Here is a 19,707-nt window from a genome sequence, read left to right on the forward strand (position 1 = left end):
CCCGTCAACGGCCGCGGAATATCGACACCAGCACCCAGATACCGCCAATACCGGCGGCCAGGAAACCGAGCGCGCCAATCAGCGGCAGACCGAACACCTGCGGCCCCTCGTCCACCGTCATGACGATCGCCGAGCCGATGATCAGTGCCGATGTAATCAGACCGACCGTCACCCGGCTGGCGGAGCGATCCAGGCGTTCGGTCAGGCGTTCGAGCTGGCCGACGTCGATGTGCACCTGCAGCGTTCCGCGCGACAGCGAATGCAACGTATCGCGGAATTCGCGTGGCAGGCGCGCCAGCAGCTTGGCCGCATCGATCAGGCTGCGCTGACTGCGCTTTGCCAGCGCCAGTGGCGAGTAGAACGTGTGAAAGGCGCGCTTGACCACCGGGGCACTTTCGTTGACCAGGTTGAAATCCGGGTCCAGGTGCCGGCCCAGGCTCTCCAGCGTAATGATCACCTTGAAGGTCTGCGCCAGCTCGAGCGGCAATATCAGTTCATGGCGTCGCAGTATCGCCAGCAGATCGTGGATCACGTTGGTCAGATTGAGATGCCGCAAACCAACGCCGTGGTAGGTATGCAGGAACATCGACACGTCTTCGATCAGCGTATCCCGGTGTATCGACTCGCCCTCGCCCAGCTCGACCAATGCATCGGCGACGCCCTCCTCGTCCTTTTCAACGATCGCGTACAGCAGGCTGACGAACTGCTCGCGGCGCCGATCCGACAGGTGACCGACCATGCCGAAGTCGATGAAGACGATATGGTTATCGCGCAGGAAAAACAGGTTGCCGGGATGCGGATCGGCGTGAAAGAAACCGTCCTCGAGAATGGTCGACAGCACCGCGCCGGCACCGGCACTCGCCAGGTAGCGCCGGTCGAGACCGGCGTCCTCGATCGCCTGACGATCGCGCGCCGGGATGCCATCGACCCGTGCCTGCACGTTGACGCGTTCACTGGTGTAATCCCAGTACACGGTCGGTATGCGGATCGGTGACGAACCGCTTGGATAATGTCGTTCCAGGTTGTCGCGCAGACGCTCGGCGCTGCGGCACTCGGCCGCCAGGTCAAGTTCCTGCAGGATCGAACGCCGGAACTGGCCGGCCAGTTCCGGCAGACGGTAATTGCTGGCCTCACCAAGGTTGTCGTTGGCGATCTCGGCAAGCCGTTCCATCAGCCGCAGATCCGCGAACACGGTCGACTCGATGCCGGGCCGGCGCACCTTGACCACGACCTCAGTGCCATCGTGCAGCGTCGCGGCATGGACCTGGGCGATCGAGGCCGCCGCCAGCGGCGTGGCATCAAAGCGGGCAAAGGCGGTCTCCGGCGGCTGGCCGAGATCCTCGCTCAGCTGCGCGTGCAGCTCAGCATAGTCGACCGCCGGGACATGATCCTGCAACTGTTCGAGTTCCTCGATCCAGTCGGCCGGGAACATGTCGACGCGCGTGGCCATGAGCTGGCCGAGCTTGATGAAGGTCGGCCCCAGTTCCTGCAGGGCCGCGCGGATGCGCTGTGGCGTGCGCATCTCGGCGACGTCTTCGGCCTGGTCGCCGTGCACGCGCTCGCCGAAACGGGCGAAGGCGGAAGCCAGGCCAAGGCGCTGGACGATATCGGAAAAACCGTAACGCACCAGCACGGCGCTGATGTCGCGCAAACGGCGAAAGTCGCGCGCCGCACCCAGTAGGTCATTAAACATCAATGCTGGCTGTCGTCAGACCCGTCCTTCTTGTCGTCCTTGCCGGCATCACGGGTATGCAGTTGCTCGGCAACGCTGCTCAGCACGCCACTGGCCACTTCCGCCGCCCGCGCGCTGACTTCGCGCGCCGCGCCGAGGCCGGCCAGCGCGGTTTCCTTGAGCGCCGCCGGCAGCGACGCCGCCAGCTTCTGCATCGAGTGCTCGACCTCGTCGCCCAAGCGCGTACCGGTGCGCCGGGCGTGTTTCACCAGGTCGTCCAGCGCCGCGGTACCGGCATCACTGCCGGATTTCGCCGCCGCCGCCAGCGAGTCGAGCATCGCCGACTCCATCTGCCGCAGTTCGCTCAGGCGTGTTTTCAGATCCTGCTCGTAAAATTTCTCGGCACGCGCGGCCTGTTCCTTGGTCGCCAAACGGGCGCTCTCGAAGGTGTGCAACATGGCATTCTGCAGACCCTCGAACGCTTCATTGACGCGCGAACGGGCCTCATCCGGTTGCTCGCTGGCACCGGCGCTGGCGCCGCGACCGATGCTCTCGATGATGCGCTGCATACGGGCAAATTCGAGCTGACCGGTCTGCAGCGCCTCACGCGCGACCTGTTCGACCTCGCGGGTAATGTTCTCGCCGGCGGCGACCGCCTGGCGAACCTGTTCCTGGACGTTTTCGGCGTTGGTGTTGTCCTGCTCGGTCATTGGCTTCTCCTGTTCCGATCGGCCTGTATAGGGTCTTTACTCTAACATGGCCGGAAATGGGCGGGCGCGGCGGTAACACCACCAGGCGCCCGGTAATGGTACTGGGGTTTAATGACAGCCGTTTCAAGCCGTTGTTTCAGCGGCTTCCAGATCGGCCATCGCAGCAAACCATTCGCCCTCGACCTGGTCGCGCTCGCGCTTGACCTCGCCCTGCTTGTGCAACAGCTGCTGCAGGCGTTCGCCGTCACTGTCCTCGTACAGCGCCGGATCGCCCAGCTGCTGCGCGATCTCGTCCTGCTGCTGTTGCAGGGATTCGAGCCGCCGCTCCAGCTTGTTGACCTGCTTGCGCAGCGGCTGCAATGCCTGGCGCCGGCCGGCCTCGCGCTGGCGCTGCTGTTTACGCTCGCCGGCGCTAAGCTGCGCCGCCGCGGCCGGCTGCTCGCCACCCTGGTTGCGGGTCAACCAGCGGGCGTAGTCGTCCAGGTCGCCGTCGAAGTCCTGCAACCGGCCGTCACTGACCAGCAGCAGTTTGTCGGTGGTACTGCGTAACAGGTGGCGATCGTGGGCGATCACGACCAGGGCACCGCTGAAATCCTGCAGCGCCAGCGCGAGCGCGTCGCGCATGTCGAGATCGAGGTGGTTGGTCGGCTCGTCGAGCAGCAACAGGTTCGGCCGCTGGTAGATCAAAAGTGCCAGCACCAGCCGCGCGCGTTCGCCGCCGGACATCGGCGCCACCCGTGACAGCGCCATGTCACCGCGGAAACCGAAGCGGCCGAGGTAATCGCGCAGGGCCTGCTCGCGTGTTTTCGAATCGAGCCGCTTGAGGTGCAGCAGCGGCGTTGCCTCGCCGTCCAGCTGTTCCAGCTGATGCTGCTCGAAGTAGCCGATGCGCAGGTCCTGGGCCGTGAAGCGCTCGCCGTTGCGCAGCGCCAGCTGCCCGGCCAGCGACTTCACCAGCGTCGACTTGCCGGCGCCGTTGCGACCGAGCAGGCCGATGCGATCGCCCGGTACGATATTGAGATTGACGTTGTCGAGCACGTGGGTATCGCTGTAACCGCACTCGGCCTTTTCCAGTTTCAGCAGCGGCGTCGGCAGCTTGTCCGGCTTGAGAAACTCGAAGCGGAACGTGTGCTCGGGATCCACCGGCGTGATCTGTTCCATACGCTCCAGCGCCTTGATCCGGCTCTGCGCCTGGCGTGCCTTGTTGGCCTGGGCACGGAAGCGGTCGATGAATTTCTGGATATGGGCGATCTCGGCCTGCTGTTTTTCATAGGACGCCTGCTGCTGTTGCAGGCGCTCGGCGCGCTGGCGCTCGAACGCGGCGTAGTTACCGCTGTAGCTGTGGATACGGCCGTGCTCCATGTGCACGATGCGATTGCTGACACGATCGAGAAAGTCGCGATCATGCGAGATCAGCAGCAGCGTGCCCGCGTAGCTTTCCAGCCAGCTCTGCAGCCAGATCACCGCATCCAGGTCGAGATGGTTGGTCGGTTCGTCCAGCAACAGCAGATCCGAGCGGCACATCAGTGCCTGCGCCAGGTTAAGGCGCATCTGCCAGCCGCCGGACAACTCGCCCACGCGCACCTGCTCCTGTTCCGGCTGGAAGCCGAGCCCGCTCATCAGCCGCGCGGCCCGCGCCTCGGCACTGTAGCCGCCGATCGACTCGAGCTGACCGTACAGCCGTGCCAGCCGTTCGCCCTCGTCGCGCGCCTCGGCCTCGGCCAGCGCCTGCTGGACCTGGCGTAGTTCACGGTCGCCATCGATGACGTAGTCGATCGCGCGGCGGTCGGTGGCATGCGTTTCCTGGGCAACATGGGCGACCACCGGATCGCCGGCCAGGTAGAGTTCACCGGCGTCGGCCTCGAGCTCGCCGAGTATCAGGGAAAACAGGCTCGACTTGCCGCAGCCGTTGGCACCGACAATGCCGGCACGATCGCCCGGGTAGAAGGTCAAACTGGCCTGCTCGAACAGCAGCTGGCGGCCACGGCGCAGGGCAATATTGTTCAGATTCAGCATGGCCGCGAGTGTAACGATTCAGCGTCGGCTTTGCCTGCCCGATGTCATTCGCATCGGCCGGGACAAGCCACTACAATCGCCGCCTTTCGTCAGCCGGAACCGCCGATCGATGAACCGCATTACCCAGCTTGTACCCGATTTCATGCGCGCGCAGCCGAAACTGGCCGCCTTCGCCCTGATCGCGACGTTCAGTTCCGGCTTCGGCCAGACGTTCTTCGTCGCCGTGTTCGGCGGCGAACTGCGCGCGGCATTCGATCTCAGCCACACGGGCTACGGCGCGCTTTACGCGGGGGCAACCGTCATCGCGGCGCTGTTGCTGCTGCAGGCCGGCACCCTGATCGATCGCTGGCCGCTACGCCGCATTACGGCGGCCGCGATCGTGTTGCTGGCACTCGGCTGCATCGTCATGGGTCTGGCCTTTCATGCCCTGGCGCTGGGCCTCGGCTTTGTCCTGATTCGTCTCGGTGGTCAGGGTCTGCTCGGCCAGCTGGGGCTCACCGCCGCCGGGCGTTACTTTCACGCCCACCGCGGCAAGGCGGTGGCGGTCGCCGCACTCGGCATCCCGATCGGCGAGGCCAGCCTGCCGGCCGCCGCGGTCACTGTCATGGCCCGTGTCGACTGGCACTTCGCCTGGTTGACGGCCGCCGGCTTGCTGTTATTGATCCTGTTGCCGCTGCTGCGCTGGCTGTCACGCGACGCGCCAATGCCCCAGCATGTCAGCGTGGCGACGGACGACAACAGCGATATCGTGCACTACAGCCGCCGCCAGGCACTGCGCGATCCGGGTTTTTACTGTCTGTTGCCGGCACTGCTGATGGTGCCGTTCATTGTTACCGGCATCCTCTTCCACCAGTCGGCGATTGCAGAAGCGCGGGGCTGGTCGCTGACGCTGATCGCCAGCGCCCTGACCGGCTTTGCCAGCGGCCACCTGCTCGCGCTGCTGCTGACCGGTCCATTGATCGATCGCATCGGCGCGCAGCGTTTTCTGCCATTGTCGCTGTTGCCGCTGATCACGGGGCTGTTGCTGCTGGCGTATTACAGCGGCGCCTGGGTTGCCTTCGCCCAGCTCGGCCTGACCGGCGTATCACTGGGACTGGTATCTATCGCCGGTGGCGCGCTGTGGCCGGAGCGTTATGGTGTCCGCCACCTGGGCGCGATCCGCTCGCTGGCACAGACCGCCATGATTTTCGCCACCGCCGCGGCGCCGATCCTGCTCGGCGTGATGCTGGACCGGGGCGTCAGCATCGCCGCACTCGCCGTGGCGCTGGCGCTGGCCACGGCCCTGGCGGCGCTGCTGGCGTTGCTGGCGCCGGCCAGACCGGCGTTGACTGACAGGCATTAGAGCCGCTGGCGCCGATAGTAATCGTCACTGCGATCAGGAGCATCGCGTTTCAGCCTGACGCTGTCATCGCGGCACTTCCGGCTTGATTTTAATGGACCGCAAATGAACGCCAATAAACGCGAATACTGACGGTTAAGGCTGGATTTTCCTGGAGATTGAGATACTTCGCTATTGGTTGGCTCTGTAAAGTTACAAGTATTTTGTTTTTCACATAAAAACTGACTTACTAACGCTTGTATATTTTATTTGCGTTCATTGGCGTTCATTTGCGGTATAAATATTTGAAGCATTACCTGTTAGCCAGTCAAGCAGCCCAGTATGCAGACAATGTGAAACTGTGGACTAGCGCAGTTCGCGATCGGCGAGTACGCCGGAACGGTCGATAATCCCGGCGACGTCGGCTTCGCGTTTGTAAGCCATGATGTGTGCTCCGGCGACACCTTCAATATCACGCAGTGCCTGCAACGTCTCGACACAAATCCGCGCACCTTCGTCCCGCGGTTCGCCGGCGCGTTCGAGTCGCTCGATGATGCTGTCGGGAATATGCAGGCCCGGTATATGTTCGCGCATCCAGCGTGCCGACTGCGCCGATGAAGGAACGCCGACACCGACCAGGATGTAGGCGCGTCGATGCAGTTCGCGCGCACGGACCTGCGCCATGAAATCCTCGAGCATCGGCAGATCGTAACAGTACTGGGTCTGGATGAACTGCGCACCGGCATCGATCTTTTTCTCGAGCTTGTGGATCTGGAAATCGTGCGGCGGTACGAACGGATTGACGCTGGCGCCCAGGAACACGCGCGGCGGCGTGCTCAGGGGCCGCCGCGTGAGAAAGTGCGCGTCGTCGCGCATCATGCGTACTGCGCGCAGCAGCGAAACCGAATCCAGGTCGAAAACCGGCTTGGCTTCCGGCTCGTCACCGGCCTGAACACCATCGCCGGTGAGGCAGAGGATATTGGTTACGCCCATGGCGGCCGCCCCCAGCACATCGCCCTGGATGGCAATGCGGTTGCGATCGCGGCAGGTGACCTGCATGACCATCGAATAACCCTGCCGCGACAGCAACGCGCAAACGCCGACGCTGGACATGTGACAGTTGGCACCGGAACCGTCGGTGGCATTGATGGCATCGACACAGCCATCAAACAATCGCGCCCGTTCGTAGACATCTTCCGGATCGGCGGAATCGGGCGGCGCCAGCTCGGCGGTGATGGCGAACTGGCTCGACTTGAGGACCCGCTCCAGCCGGCCGTCGGAGGACAGGCCGCGCAGTTCCCCGCTGCCGTCGGGCGGTGCGTCGATGTGCGTCATTGCCCGGATACCGTCCCGGTCATCCGCGTCTTTTCCTCGCGCACCACCCGCAACCAGCTGGAGCGGCCCTGCAGGCGCGCGTCCAGCTGCGGCTGAACCTGGTGAATGCGCGTGCCGCGGCGCATGCGTTTAGATCCTTCCCATGCATCCACCCAGACGCAGCGCATGTCGGGTTTCACCTCGCAGTAGCCGTCGGCACGCACGCCGCCGCAGGGTCCGTTACGCATCTGTTTCGGGCAGTTCATCGGGCAGGACATGCCGGTCGAGCTGAGAATGCAGTCGCCGCACATCCGGCAATCGAACAGCAACCCCTTCACGCCGCGCTCCACCAGGGCAACCGGTTTTTCCAGGCGCTCATAGCCAATCAACCGGAACAGCGGCTGCATCGCAATCAGAACACGCTCGAAACCGGCATAAAGGATCTCCATGGCGCGGGCGTGACGCACGGACCAGCGACGAACAGCGTACATGGCAACCTCCGGTAAAATCGCAACAGCACCAGTGTAACCGAACAGCGGCCGGTTTGACCCCTGCCGCGCTCTGGATCATTGGCGGGGCATCCCGGATAATGCGCGCTCCAATGAATTCCTCGAACGACTGTTAAACATGGCGCAATACGCATTCCAGATGGCCGGCCTGACCAAGGTCGTGCCACCGAAAAAGAAGATCCTCGACAACATCAACCTCAACTTCTTCCCCGGTGCCAAGATCGGCGTGCTCGGCTACAACGGCGCCGGCAAGTCGACCCTGCTGCGGATCATGGCCGGTGTCGACACCGAGTTCGAGGGCGAGGCGCGACCGCAGCCCGGCCTGAAGGTCGGTTATCTGCCGCAGGAGCCGCAGCTGGATCCGGAGCAGGACGTGCGCGGTAATGTCGAGGCCGGCATCGGCGAGGTCAAGGCGCTGCTCGACCGCTTCAACCAGATCAACGAGGAATTCGCCGACCCGGAGGCCGATTTCGACGCGCTGCTGGCGGAACAGTCGAAACTGCAGGACCAGATCGAGGCCGCCGGCGCCTGGGACATCGATCGCAAGCTGGAAGTCGCCGCCGACGCCCTGCGCCTGCCGCCATGGGAAGCCGACGTGACCACCCTGTCCGGCGGCGAGCGCCGCCGCGTGGCGTTGTGCAAGCTGCTCATCGGCGACAACGACATGCTGATCCTCGACGAACCAACCAACCACCTCGACGCTGAATCCGTTGCCTGGCTGGAACGTTACCTCAGCGACTTCAGCGGCACTGTCGTTGCCGTCACCCACGATCGCTACTTCCTCGATAACGCCGCCGGCTGGATCCTGGAACTTGATCGCGGCCACGGTATCCCGTTCGAGGGCAACTACTCGGCCTGGCTGGAACAGAAGCAGCAGCGCCTGCAGCAGGAAGAAAAGAGTGAAAGCGCCCGCCGCAAGACGATGGAGAAGGAACTCGAATGGGCGCGCACCAACCCCAAGGGCCGGCAGAGCAAGAGCAAGGCGCGTCTGAGCCGCATCGAGGAGCTACAGAGCCAGGACTACCAGAAGCGCGCCGAAACCAATGAGATCTACATCCCGCCGGGTCCGCGGCTGGGCGACAAGGTCATCGAGGCCAAGGATCTGCGCAAGACCTTCCGCGATCGCGAACTCTACCAGGGCATGTCCTTTCACGTACCAAAGGGCGGCCTGGTCGGCGTTATCGGCCCGAACGGTGCCGGCAAGACCACCATGCTGCGCATGATCATGGGTACCGAGGAACCCGATGGCGGCACCATCGAAATCGGCGATACCGTACAGGTCGCCTACGTCGATCAGTCACGCGACGCGCTTGATGGCGACAAGACCGTGTGGCAGGAAATATCCAATGGCCAGGACATCATCGAGGTGGGCAACTGGCAGGTGCAGTCGCGTGCCTACGTCGGCCGCTTCAACTTCAAGGGCCCGGACCAGCAGAAACTGGTCAAGGATCTCTCCGGCGGCGAACGCAACCGCCTGCATCTGGCCAAGCTGCTGAAAAGCGGCGGCAACCTGCTGCTGCTCGACGAGCCGACCAACGACCTCGACGTCGAAACCCTGCGCGCCCTGGAACAGGCTCTGCTCGACTTCCCCGGCAGCGCCGTGGTCATCTCGCACGATCGCTGGTTCCTGGATCGCATTTCCACGCATACGCTGGCGTTCGAGGAAACCGGCGAAGTGTTCTTCTTCGAAGGCAGCTACAGCGAATACGAGGAAGATCGCAAACGCCGCCTCGGTGACGACGCCGATCAACCACATCGGCCGAAGTACAAGCGGCTGGATCGGTAGTTCAATCAGGGATCTTTCGTTATTTAATCACGATCTATTCCTCCCCCTTGACGGGGGAGGATCAAGGTGGGGGTGATAAATACCCACCAATATCCGTCAGTACTGCGTCGACATTAGAAAGCACTTCATTATTCCAGTATCGAAGTACGCGATAACCCTGCCTTTCCAGCCACCGGCTGCGTTTATCATCATAGGCCACTTGTTCCTGATGCTGGCCACCGTCGATCTCAACAATTAGCCCCGCTTCAAAACTGATGAAATCGACAATATAGGGACCGATCGGCTGCTGGCGACGAAACCGCACGCCGTGCATTTGGCGCCTGCACAGATGACGCCATAGCAGGCGCTCGGCATCGGTGGGGTTAGAACGTAACTGTCTTGCTCTTTGAACATCCATGTTCTTTTATTCACCCCCATCCTAACCTTCCCCCATCAAGGGGGAAGGAACAAAGCGCTACGCGGTTCCGTCATGCCCCATACTGGCCTTCCACTATCAACCTCCCCCTTGACGGGGGAGGTCGGCGAGCTTTGCTCGCCGGGTGGGGGTGCAGACAACTACTCCTCGGCCAGACTCTTGCTCACGATCTCGTAGAGATTACTGCTCAGGTTACCGGCCTGCTGGATGCGTTCCAGTTCGGCACGCATTAGTTGGCGGCGTTGCGGTTCGTAACGCCGCCAGCGCGTCAGGCAGCTGACCAGACGCGCGGACAATTGGCCGTTGAGCTGATCGATCTTCAGCGTATAGTCGGCGACAAAGCGATAGCCGCTGCCGTCGATGCGATGCAGCCCCGGCATGTTGTCGACCGTGAACGCGCCGATGACGGCACGCACGCGGTTCGGATTGCGCAGGCTGAAGATCGGATGCTGCATGAGCTGTTCCAACCGCTCGAGGATATCGTCGCGGCGGGCCGTCGACTGCAACCGCAGCCACTTGTCCATAACCAGGTGGTTCTCACGCCAGCGCTGTTCAAAGTCGGCGAACAGCTGTTCGCGTGTGTCACCGGGCAGGTCATTGATGGCCGCCAGGGCGCCGATGGTGTCCGTCATGTTGTCGGCCTTGTCGTATTGCTGCCAGCAGTAACCTGCCAACGCATCCGGATCGTATGCGGCCAGGTAATCCATGACCTGGCGTTGCAGTCGCCGGCGGCCGATGCTGCCGGCATCGATGCGGTACGCTCCGCCCGGCCGCAGTGCCTCGTAAGCCGCTTTCAGGTGCTCGCCCATGGCCCCGGCAAGATACTGTCTGAGGGCCTGGTAGGCACCGACCACGGCATCCGGGTCGACGACGTCAAGCTGTTCGGCGATATAGGTCTCGCCCGGTAGCGCCAGCATTTCGGCCAGCAGGGCCTGGTCGTCAGAACCAGCCGTCTCCAGCAACGCGCTGAAGGTCTCGCCCAAAGCTTCATCAAACGCCGGCGCGTTGCCGGCCCGCAGCGCCTGTTCAGCTTCAAGTGCCGCGCGCAGCAGCAGGGTCTGGCCGGCATCCCAGCGACTGAACGGGTCGACATCATGGCGCACCAGGAAATGCAGATCCGACTTGTCATGCGGCAGATCCAGTTTTACCGGTGCGGAAAAGCCGCGCAGCAATGAGACCACCGGTCGCGATGGCCTGTTCGGGAAGCGCAGTGTCGTCTCGGTCTCGCGCAGATGTACCAGGGCCTGCGTCGGCGACTGCGGCGTTACTTCCGCCGCCGTCTCGATGTCCAATGACACTGGCTGGCCGCTGTCATCCAGCAGGCCGAGCACCAGCGGAATGTGCATCGGCTGCTTGTTCTTCTGGCCGGGCGTATCCGGCACGTGCTGTTTGATAACGAGCTCGTAGACCTGCGCGTCGGCATCGTAGTGTTCCGTTACGGTCAGCCGCGGCGTTCCCGCCTGGCTGTACCAGAGCCGGAACTGCTGCAGGTCCTGGCCGGAACTCTGTTCCAGCGTCGCAACAAAATCCTCGATCGTCACCGCCTGGCCGTCAAACTTCTCCAGGTATTCCTGCACTGCGTGGACGAACGCCGCATCACCGAGAATGGTGTGCATCATGCCGATCACCTGTGCGCCCTTCTCGTACACCGTCGGCGTATAGAAGTTGTTCATCTCGATGTAGGATTCGGGGCGTACCGGATGCGCCATGGGACTGGCGTCTTCGGGGAACTGCACGCGCCGCAGCTGGCGCACCTCGCCGATGCGCTTGACCGCGCCCAGGCCCTGATCGGCACTGAACGACTGTTCGCGGAACACGGTCAGGCTTTCCTTCAGGCTCAGCTGGAACCAGTCGCGCAGGGTGACGCGGTTGCCGGTGTAGTTGTGAAAGTATTCGTGGCCGATGACATCCTCGATATGGATGTAGTCCTCGTCGGTGGCACTGGTATCATCGGCAAGCACGAAACGATCGTTGAACAGGTTCAGCCCCTTGTTCTCCATCGCGCCCATGTTGAATGCCGACACCGCGACCACCATGTAGACGTCGAGATCGTATTCGAGACCATAGACGCGCTCGTCCCAGGCCATGGCCGCCTTGAGCGACTGCATGGCATGCGTGCAGCGCGACTCGTTACCGTGGTCGACGTAAAACCGCAGGGCGACATCGCGGCCACTGGCGGTCGTGTAGGTATCCTCGACGCGGGCAAGGTCGCCGGCCACCAGTGCAAACAGGTAACAGGGTTTCGGGTGCGGGTCGTCCCAGGTGATCCAGTGCCGGTCGCCTTCTGCGTCCTCGGCGATCGGGTTACCGTTGCTCAGCAACACCGGGTAGGTCGACCTGTCCGCCTTGATGGTCGTGCGGAAGCTGGCCATGACGTCGGGCCGATCGAGATAATAGGTGATGTGCCGAAAGCCCTCGGCCTCGCACTGCGTGCAGAGGATATCGCCGGAACGGTACAGTCCCTCGAGCGCAGTATTGTTATGCGGATCGATCACCACCCGGGTACGCAGCTGGCAGCGATCCGGCAGCGACGGAATATTCAGCCCCTTGGCATGAACCTCGAAATCCGCCTCGGTGAGGAATTTGCCGTCGAGCTCAATCGATAGCAGTTTCATGTTCTCGCCATCAAGCTGCAGTGGCTGGCCACTCGGCCGGTCCGGGTTGCGCTCGATATCCAGCAACGCTTCCACCTCGGTTGTTTCACCGATATCGACCGTCATGTCGATATGACGGATGAAATAGTCCGGGGCGGTGTAATCCTTGCGATACTTCGGCTGGGGTGCTGCAGCTGTCATTAAGTGTTCCTTTATTGGCTGATTGCTTGTGATATTGGCCAGACGAGCGCTTTGCAGCTGGCGTGCCATTGCATGCTGCGCGTGGTGGGCGGTACCGCGAACAACGCCGGCCTGTTCAGTCCAGTTGCCGGGCTTCCAGGCTGGTCAGCCGCTCGTGCAGACCACGCATGACCTGCTTGATGCGCGCGGCGTTATCGGGCCCGATACGAACCATCAGCTTGTGGCCGGCGGACATGTCTTCCAGTTCCGGATCGGCGAACTTGTAGAACACGTTGGGCCGCACCAGATCAACCGGTTGTTCGATATCCGGCATGGCCAGCAGATGCTCGAGCACCTTGACCAGGCGATCATTGAAATAACGATCCGGATAGCCCAGTTCCTCGTAGGCCTGCTGAAACAGCGGGTAGTAACGCGTATACAACGACACCACCTGGTCCAGGTTCACCGATTCGGCAAACAGCACGAAACGCTCGTAGCGTTCGTAGTTGGCCGGGTCCAGCTCGTATTCCTCGTCACCGACCTCGCGTACCTTGAACGTGTCCGGCGGCGGCTGGGTGAAATCATATTTCTCCGGCAGCTTCTCGCGCGTCATGTTGTCGATGGTCACGACGAAATGACGGATCAGAGACTCGGGGATGAACAGCTCCTCGAACCGGTTTTCGGGCACGAACGTCTGTACCGATTCGCGCACGCTGGCATCGCTTTCTTCCAGTGGCGGCAGTGACCGGTCGGCGCGTTCCCCTTCCGCGTCGATCTCGCGGTCAGTATCGTCATCCGTGTCCCCGGCCTGCGATTCCGCATCATGATCCGGGTCGAGTTCATCCGGCAGAGTCGCCGTGTCCGGCACCGGGTACTGCGGCTCTTCAGGTTCGTTCGCCTGTTCGTCGGTGGGCTGGTCGCCGGACTCGGCCGATGTCCCGGCCGCCTCGCCGGTACGCCCGGACTGCTCCATGACCTGATCGGACAGGGTCTCGACGCGTGGCCAGTAGTAATAGGTCGCGGCGGCAACCAGCGCCAGAACCACGATGGCAACCAGCCATGGGCCGTATGACGGCCCATCGCCGTATTGGGGACGGTCGCGGGGATCGGGTTTCATAGTGGCGAAACTTTAACATACCGTCTGTACGATGCACCTCTTGCAGGCCCTGAAAATGGCCAGCCGAGGGCTCGCCGGATACATCGCCAGGCCGTCCCGGCAATCAAAAGTGTGGCCGTGCTGCCAGGCCGGGACGAAACTGCAATTGTCTCGTCCCGGCCTGATAGCACTACCGGGACAGATTACTTTTCCATGTTCCAGACATGGGACTGGATGCGCCAGTCACCGGCATCATTACGCTTGAAAACGGTTTTCAGTATGCCCTTGTGCAGCGGAATGACCGCGTTCTTCGGCTTTCCGGAAGCGCGCCATTCAGCCACCTGGTACAGCATTTTGCCGCTGGCATCGGCGCGCAGCACCGTAATGCGGTGCTTTTTCAGGCCGTTGTCGATGTAGCCCTGAAACAGTTCCTGAATCGCCTCACGGCCCTTGATTACCTTGCCGCTGGCCGGCGACACCAGCGCGTCTTCCGCGTACATGCTGGCGAGTTCCTCGGCATTGTGACTGTTGAAGGCCCGGTTCCAGTCGCGGTTGAGTTCCTCGGCCGTTTCGGTGGCACTGTCTGCCAGCGCCGGGCCGGTCAGCCCGAGGGCCAGTAGCCCCGTGAGGGCGAGTGCGTAAAGTTTGCCCGTGTTTTTCAATCCATTCATTTAAGAGTCTCTCCATCAGGCGCAATAGCCTGTTAGCGGTTATGCCCTGTTTCAGCCATGTATGTATTATTCTGTGATGACCACCCGGCCTTGTTGCGCTGTCACTGTTGACCCGCAGGCGTTACGAATGGCGGTCATCCTGTATCCTCACCGGCTTTGAGGAGCAATCCGGTACTTCGTTCAGTCGCCTGTCGCTATGACCAGCCGCCGCCGAACTGCGCCTCGACCAGTTTGTGCACACGCTGCACGCCGTCGATGTTCTTCAGGCACAGCCACTCGATCGGCGCCTGGTTGTTGGTCAAACTGTTGGGGCAGTGTATCCATTCTTCAACAATACGCGGGCTGTTGGCGTAGCGCTGTTGCAGGCTGCGGTGAATCCCCAGCAGGTGCCCGGCACGTTGCAGCGCCTCGGAATCCGCCTCAAGACTGCCGCCCTCTGCCAATGTCTGCAGCAGTGCCGTGTTGTCGGCGCTTTCACCCAGCATCTGCAGCCGCTGTTCGTCCGCCACATGCCACTTGTCGAACAGACTGAGTACGGCAAGGGTCAATTGCCGCCGGCGGCGGCTGTCCATGGGCGTGGTTTCATTGATAGACGCGGTCATACATTCACATCCGTTCCGGAAATTGGCGCGGGTTCAACAAAGACGATCATTTTACGGCGCCCGCTGCGGCGACAACAGTCGCGCAACCCGTAGCGGGCTTTTCTGACTGCCGGCAATATCGCAAACTTGGCAGCGTGATATTTTCACCGGCTACCTGAACCAGCTACCCATGCTGACTGCCATCACCCTGTTTGCCTACCTGGCCGTACTGCTCGGCATCGGCGTCTGGACGCGCGAGCGTATTGGCGACAGTAGCGATTTCCACCTGGCCGGCCGGCGCATGGGCCCGGTCGTTGCCGGCCTCAGTGCTTCGGCGAGTTCCGCCTCGGCCTGGGCACTGCTCGGCGTCAGCGGCGCCGCCTACCAGTGGGGCCTGCAGGCCGTCTGGCTGATCCCGGCCGTGCTGTCCGGGTTTCTGATCAACTGGTGCTTCATCGCCCCGCGCCTGCAGCCGGCCAGCCGCGACAGCCAGGCGCTGACTTTGCTGGAATTCCTCGGCCAGGGTGCCGACCGCGGCGCCGACCGCGGCGCCGAGCGCCGCCTGCGCCGGGTCGGCGCGGTCATCATCCTGTTCTGTTTCACGCTTTACGTCGCCTCGCAGTTCCAGGCCGCCGGCACCGCCATCGACAGCGCCCTGCCCATCGGCAGCGGCACGGCAATCCTCATCGGTGCGGCCATCGTGATCGCCTACGTTTTCCTCGGCGGCTTCTGGGCGGCGAGCGTCACCGATGCCGTTCAGGGCCTGATGATGCTGGCGGTCGCGGTCATTCTGCCCGTCACGGCATTCATTGTGGTCGGCGGCCAGGACGGCCTCTGGCAGGGCCTGCAGGCACTGGACGAACCCGGCCTGCTACGGCTGGTCGATCAGCCCGACCTGCTCATGGCGATCGTCTTCGTCGCCGGTCTGTTCGGCATCGGCCTGGCCTACCCGGGTCAGCCGCACGTGGTGAACCGTTTCATGGCGCTGGAATCGGCGACGCAGATCCGCTTTGCCCGCGCCATCGCCCTGACCTGGGCCTGCCTGGTCTTCAGCGGCATGGTCCTGCTCGGTCTGTGCGGGCGGGTACTGCTGCCGGAGATTGATGATCCCGAGTCGATTGTCCTGGGACTGAGCAGCGAACTATTGCCGGCGTTACTCAGTGGCATCATCAGCGGCGGCGTGCTGGCGGCGATCATGTCGACCTCGGACAGCCAGCTGCTGGTCGCCGGCAGCGCGGTCAGCCATGACCTGCGCGACGGCCGCTTTTCCCTGCGCATCGATCGCGCCGTTATCCTGGTCATCGGCGTGCTCGCCGCGATCATGGCGCTGTATTTCCCCGAGTCGATCTACGATCGCGTGCTGTTCGCCTGGCTGGCGCTGGGCAACGCCTTCGGCCCGCTGCTGATCGTCTTGCTGTTTTTCGGACCGGTCGCGGCGCGGTATCGCATGGCCGCCCTGCTGACCGGCTTCACGCTGACCGTCATTCTCAATTTTCTGCCGGAGGCGCCCGGCAATGCACTGGCACGCCTGCTGCCGTTCTTCATCGCCCTGGGTATCGCCTGGCAGGGCTGGCGCAGCCACAACAAAACCAGGCCTGAATAATGACATCAACATTCGATTGGTAAAGCGAATGAAACAACGGTCATGCCGGGTAGCGCGTAGCGGGTAACCGGAATCCCCCGGTAGAATGGCAGCTGAAATACAGCCATACACCAGACCAGGCCTACATCCCGGCATGACCGCACTGACCCGTTACATCCTCGTCCAGATTCCCGGCTGGCTGCTGCTGATTTGTCTGCTGGGGTGGGCCGTGGCCGGCGAACTGATAGGCCTGCACCTCGCCTTCTGGATCATGGCCGGGTGGCTGATCAAGGACGCCGCCCTCTATCCGCTCTGCCGGCTGGCGTTTACAACCGGCCCGGCCACCGGGGCCCGGGCACTGCTTGGAGCCACCGCCCAGGTCGTCGCGCCGCTGGCTCCGGAAGGCCAGATCAGGATCAAGGGCGAACGCTGGCTGGCGCGCAGCCATGATGAAACGCCCATCCATTCCGGACAGCGCGTACGCGTCGTCGACAACGACGGACTGGTCCTGATCGTCGAACCGTTGGACCCGTCTGAATCTGGTCAGCCTGCATAGACACGAAACAGGCAGCGTATTATTACGCCGGTTTTTCTGGCAGGATTACTCTTTTTCGGACCCCCCGCATGAGCATAACCGCAGCCGGCAATGTGCCGACCGCGCGCGCTGCATTTGCGCGCGCAATGAAATATCTCAGTTACCTCATCGGCGTGTTCCTCGTCGCCATAACCATGCCAGCACAGGCCACTTGGGTTCTCGATGAGGCCGGGAAGCTGAGCCTGTTCGGTGACCTGCGTGGACGTTTTGAAACCGATTTTGATTCTCGCAATGAGTCCGGCGCGCAACGTGATGATCGCAACCGCCTGCGCTACCGGATAAGACTGGGCCTGCGCCATGAACCAACCGAGCACTGGCGCCTGCAATTTCGTGCCCGCACATCCCGCGAGGCCAGCCAGCAATCCTCGGCGCTGACGATCAAGGACCTGAGTGGCGGCACGCGCGATGACTTTCGCATGTTTCCGGATCAATGGTTCGCCGAGTACAAACGCTCCGGCCACCATGCCTGGCTGGGTCGCAATAGTTATCCGTTCTGGCAGGCCAATAACCAGGAAATGATCTGGGCCGACAATGCGACGCTCATGGGCGCCTTCGCCGGCTTCGAAACATCCGGCCACGATACCCGCATGGGGCTAAGAGCCGGTCATTTCGGTCTGCCGGACGGCATGTACGATCTCGGTGGCCGCCTTACCGCCGCGCAGGCGACGCTATCGACCACACCCGCACCGGCCTGGCGGCTGCGCGCGGCAGTGGGCGGGCTGGCGATCAACGGCACGGACCGCAGCCGTTTTCTGATCAACGGCAATGGTGAACGCGACTATCGCATCGGCATGCTGTCAGCGGAGGCGCGTCGTGAGCTTGATCATGCCGGCCCCGCCTACATCAGCTTGGGTGTGGATTTGCTGCGCAATTTCGAGAACTATAAATCGGACAGTGAACCAATTACCGCGACATTTCGCGACCAACGTAATGGCCTCGTACTGTCCCTGCTGACCGGCGGCCCGATCGAGCATGCCTACGGTCGACGCTGGGAGTTCGGCTATGTCTACGCCTATCTCGAAAAACTCGCGCTGAATGCTGCCTATGCACAGTCCGACTGGGTTCGCTGGGGCAGCGGCGGCCAGACTCAGTCCAGCGACATCAAGGGACATGGCATCAGCGGCCGCTACTGGCTGAGAGATGATCTCGACCTGCGCGCCCGACTCTACCTGGCCGAATCGATCGCCACGCCACAGGACGGCAACCGTTTTCGCCTGGATCTCAACTATCGCTTCTGAACCGGCTGAACTGCCGGCAAAATGTTCTATACTCCATGCAAACCGCCAATTTGAGGAGGGTGAGCGATGCTGCGTCTGTTTGCCCTGGTTTACGGTCTGGTCTGCTATGGCGTCTTCTTCGCCACATTTCTGTACCTCATCGGCTTCGTCGGCAATCTCGTCGTGCCGAAGACGATAGACAGCCACGCCAGCGACAGCCTGGCATTCGCCCTTGTCGTCAACACATTGCTGGTTCTCGCCTTCGCCGTTCAGCACACCATCATGGCGCGACCGGGCTTCAAGCAGAAGCTGACCACCTGGCTGCCGGCGCCACTGGAGCGCAGCACCTACGTACTTGTCGCCAGCCTGTTCCTGATCCTGTTGTTCTGGGGCTGGCAGGGTCTGCCGCGGACGATCTGGTCGGTCGAGGCGCCGCTGGGACAGGGCCTGATCTACGCATTATTCGCGGCCGGCTGGCTGATCGTCCTGCTCAGCACTTTTCTCATCAACCACTTCGACCTGTTCGGCCTGCGCCAGGTGTTCCTGTTCGCGACCAACCGGTCATACACCAGTCCGGAGTTCAGACAGACCCTGCTCTACAACTGGGTACGCCACCCGTTGATGAGCGGCTTTGTACTGGCGTTCTGGGCGACGCCGACGATGAGCCTGGGCCACCTGCAGTTCGCCATACTGATGACGCTCTATATCCTGATCGGCATCCGCATCGAGGAGCGCGACCTGATCGCCAAGCACGGCAGCACCTATCTGCAGTATCGCGACGAGGTTCCGGCTTTATGCCCGTTCGGCCGCCGGACGGCGCGTTAGCTCAGGGGCCACTACCACCGCCGCCGCCGCCACCGCGTGGCACCCAGCCCTTGAGACGGGCGCAACCGACACCCATGAGAAAGATCGGCACCAGAAAATCCAGCGGACCCGGCGGACCGAAGGTTTGCAGTATCAAACCCTCGATCAGCTTGATGATACCGAGCAGAACGAGGAACCAGCAGATCCATTTTTCCGTACCCTGCGCCGGCGCGTAACGATCGTCATCCATGTCACTCCCCCTATGCATAGCACCTGTCAGCCTGCCATAGAATGCCGGTCACAGGCGAACAGCCCATGGATCCAGTGGCCTTGTCTATCACCCCCACCCGATGAACTTCGTTCATCGACCTCCCCCGTCAAGGGGGAGGTTAAAAAATGAAACAACCGATCATTTCCTCCCCCTCGATGGGGGAGGTTAAAGCCTGTCCCGTACTTGATACGGAGGTGGGGATGATAAAAAATCCACTACTGCTTTTCTTTAACAAACCATCAATATATACGCCACGTTCAATGCTACCTTCAGCATCCAAAAAAGATTATCTCCTCCCCCTCGACGGGGGAGGATTAAGGTGGGGGTGATTAAAAATCACGCTGCTGCTTCAGCGCATTGTTACGTCCGAACCGCG

The 19,707-nt window shown here is 62.2% G+C and carries 17 protein-coding genes; 6 read left to right on the plus strand and 11 right to left on the minus strand.

Translation table 11 applies throughout. The features are described 5' to 3' along the window. Positions 1-4 precede the first annotated feature (4 nt). The 3 genes from J2T55_RS10400 to J2T55_RS10410 all read right to left on the minus strand — a co-directional run bounded on the left by J2T55_RS10400 (position 5) and on the right by J2T55_RS10410 (position 4,398). Positions 5-1,693: an ABC1 kinase family protein gene (locus tag J2T55_RS10400; RefSeq protein WP_259056254.1), complete on the minus strand. Its 1,689-nt coding sequence runs from the start codon at positions 1,691-1,693 to the stop codon at positions 5-7. Then, entirely contained in the window at positions 1,693-2,382 is a 690-nt protein-coding gene (locus J2T55_RS10405) for a DUF6781 family protein (protein WP_259056257.1), read from the minus strand. The genes J2T55_RS10400 and J2T55_RS10405 overlap by 1 nt, the downstream gene beginning before the upstream one ends. Positions 2,383-2,505: 123 nt before the next feature. Next, on the minus strand, positions 2,506-4,398 hold the full coding sequence (locus tag J2T55_RS10410) for an ATP-binding cassette domain-containing protein (protein WP_259056259.1): 1,893 nt from the start codon (positions 4,396-4,398) through the stop codon (positions 2,506-2,508). On the opposite strand from J2T55_RS10410, the gene J2T55_RS10415 reads away from it, so the two are divergent. Beyond that, on the plus strand, positions 4,397-5,740 hold the full coding sequence (locus J2T55_RS10415) for an MFS transporter (protein WP_259056262.1): 1,344 nt from the start codon (positions 4,397-4,399) through the stop codon (positions 5,738-5,740). The two genes, J2T55_RS10410 and J2T55_RS10415, sit on opposite strands and share 2 nt — an antisense overlap. Positions 5,741-6,082: 342 nt before the next feature. On the opposite strand, the gene J2T55_RS10420 is transcribed toward J2T55_RS10415, so the two are convergent. Both J2T55_RS10420 and J2T55_RS10425 read right to left on the minus strand, forming a co-directional pair. After that, positions 6,083-7,051, minus strand: a complete 969-nt coding sequence (locus tag J2T55_RS10420) for a methylenetetrahydrofolate reductase (RefSeq protein ID WP_259056265.1) — start codon at positions 7,049-7,051, stop codon at positions 6,083-6,085. Beyond that, positions 7,048-7,521 carry a methylenetetrahydrofolate reductase C-terminal domain-containing protein gene (locus J2T55_RS10425; protein WP_259056284.1) on the minus strand — a complete coding sequence of 158 codons (474 nt, stop codon included), beginning with the start codon at positions 7,519-7,521 and terminating at the stop codon, positions 7,048-7,050. Before J2T55_RS10425 ends, J2T55_RS10420 begins: the two co-directional genes overlap by 4 nt. Positions 7,522-7,657: 136 nt before the next feature. On the opposite strand from J2T55_RS10425, the gene ettA reads away from it, so the two are divergent. Next, a complete protein-coding gene (ettA, locus tag J2T55_RS10430) occupies positions 7,658-9,325 on the plus strand; it encodes an energy-dependent translational throttle protein EttA (protein WP_259056286.1) in 1,668 nt (555 codons plus the stop codon). A 61-nt stretch (positions 9,326-9,386) separates the two neighbouring features. Here the strand turns inward: ettA and J2T55_RS10435 are convergent, their stop codons facing one another. From J2T55_RS10435 to J2T55_RS10455, 5 genes are all read right to left on the minus strand, one after another. Continuing rightward, entirely contained in the window at positions 9,387-9,722 is a 336-nt protein-coding gene (locus tag J2T55_RS10435; RefSeq protein WP_259056289.1) for an endonuclease domain-containing protein, read from the minus strand. 158 nt (positions 9,723-9,880) lie between these two features. Beyond that, on the minus strand, positions 9,881-12,535 hold the full coding sequence (gene pepN / locus J2T55_RS10440; RefSeq protein ID WP_259056304.1) for an aminopeptidase N: 2,655 nt from the start codon (positions 12,533-12,535) through the stop codon (positions 9,881-9,883). Between the two features lie 115 nt (positions 12,536-12,650). After that, a complete protein-coding gene (locus J2T55_RS10445) occupies positions 12,651-13,631 on the minus strand; it encodes a DUF3014 domain-containing protein (protein ID WP_259056306.1) in 981 nt (326 codons plus the stop codon). A gap of 182 nt (positions 13,632-13,813) precedes the next feature. Further along, on the minus strand, positions 13,814-14,281 hold the full coding sequence (locus tag J2T55_RS10450) for a YybH family protein (RefSeq protein WP_259056308.1): 468 nt from the start codon (positions 14,279-14,281) through the stop codon (positions 13,814-13,816). A 194-nt stretch (positions 14,282-14,475) separates the two neighbouring features. Then, positions 14,476-14,883, minus strand: a complete 408-nt coding sequence (locus J2T55_RS10455; RefSeq protein ID WP_259056310.1) for a hypothetical protein — start codon at positions 14,881-14,883, stop codon at positions 14,476-14,478. 169 nt (positions 14,884-15,052) lie between these two features. Between J2T55_RS10455 and J2T55_RS10460 the strand changes: the two genes are divergently transcribed. From J2T55_RS10460 to mddA, 4 genes are all read left to right on the plus strand, one after another. Continuing rightward, the gene (locus tag J2T55_RS10460; protein WP_259056313.1) at positions 15,053-16,465 is read left to right on the plus strand and encodes a sodium/proline symporter; all 1,413 of its coding nucleotides are present in this window, start codon (positions 15,053-15,055) and stop codon (positions 16,463-16,465) included. An 85-nt stretch (positions 16,466-16,550) separates the two neighbouring features. Beyond that, a complete protein-coding gene (locus J2T55_RS10465; protein WP_259056315.1) occupies positions 16,551-17,000 on the plus strand; it encodes an NfeD family protein in 450 nt (149 codons plus the stop codon). Positions 17,001-17,068: 68 nt separating this feature from the next. Then, positions 17,069-18,277 (plus strand): putative porin, encoded by a 1,209-nt coding sequence (locus J2T55_RS10470; RefSeq protein ID WP_259056316.1) that lies wholly within the window; start codon positions 17,069-17,071, stop codon positions 18,275-18,277. Between the two features lie 66 nt (positions 18,278-18,343). Then, positions 18,344-19,081, plus strand: a complete 738-nt coding sequence (gene mddA, locus J2T55_RS10475; RefSeq protein ID WP_259056318.1) for a methanethiol S-methyltransferase — start codon at positions 18,344-18,346, stop codon at positions 19,079-19,081. Position 19,082: 1 nt separating this feature from the next. Here the strand turns inward: mddA and J2T55_RS10480 are convergent, their stop codons facing one another. Next, on the minus strand, positions 19,083-19,310 hold the full coding sequence (locus J2T55_RS10480) for a hypothetical protein (RefSeq protein WP_259056320.1): 228 nt from the start codon (positions 19,308-19,310) through the stop codon (positions 19,083-19,085). Positions 19,311-19,707 lie beyond the last annotated feature (397 nt).

It is taken from the genome of Methylohalomonas lacus, assembly GCF_024808875.1.
GTDB classification, from domain to species: domain Bacteria; phylum Pseudomonadota; class Gammaproteobacteria; order Methylohalomonadales; family Methylohalomonadaceae; genus Methylohalomonas; species Methylohalomonas lacus.